The sequence below is a fragment of the Flavobacterium sp. AK-301 genome, assembly GCF_058310215.1.
Map to the genome: position 1 here is coordinate 1 of NZ_JBZEES010000052.1, position 547 is coordinate 547.

The 547-nt window shown below is 36.4% G+C and carries 1 protein-coding gene; it reads right to left on the reverse strand.

The window, feature by feature from the left end:
- Positions 1 to 547 (reverse strand): SprB repeat-containing protein (locus tag AC4FQX_RS15200; RefSeq protein ID WP_491168568.1); only part of this gene is annotated, 547 nt, incomplete at both ends.

Sequence of the window (547 nt, forward strand, 5' to 3'; positions counted from 1 at the left end):
CCATTAATACTGTATTGATATGGAGTATTGATATTCGTAGCGTCCAGATTAACAGTAATTGTACCGTTATCTCCACCATAACAAGTAACAGGAGTTACTACAGCTTCAAAAACTATCGGACTTGGCTCGTCTAATGTTATTGGGAAATCTTTAGTACAAAGCGTCTCAGCATCTTTGACACGAACAAAATATTTTCCATGTCCTAAACCATCAAATTCAGCTGATGGTTGTAACGGACGTATTTCAGCTTTTGCTTCATCTAACAATGCATAGTTGTAATCTCCAGATCCTCTCGAACCGACTGCTTTGATCTTTCCGCTATTAGCAAGAGGATCACATATAGGTTGTTTTACTACTTCTGCGGTTAATTCTAATGGTTCATAAATTGTAATATCCTGTTCTGATGTACAACCATTACCATCTTTAATGATAATGGTATGAGCTCCTGAAGTTAAACTATCATAGATAAAATCATCTGATTTTGAAACAAATGCACTTCCGTCCAGACTATAGGTATACGGTCCTACTTTTTTGTCTTCTTCTTCGT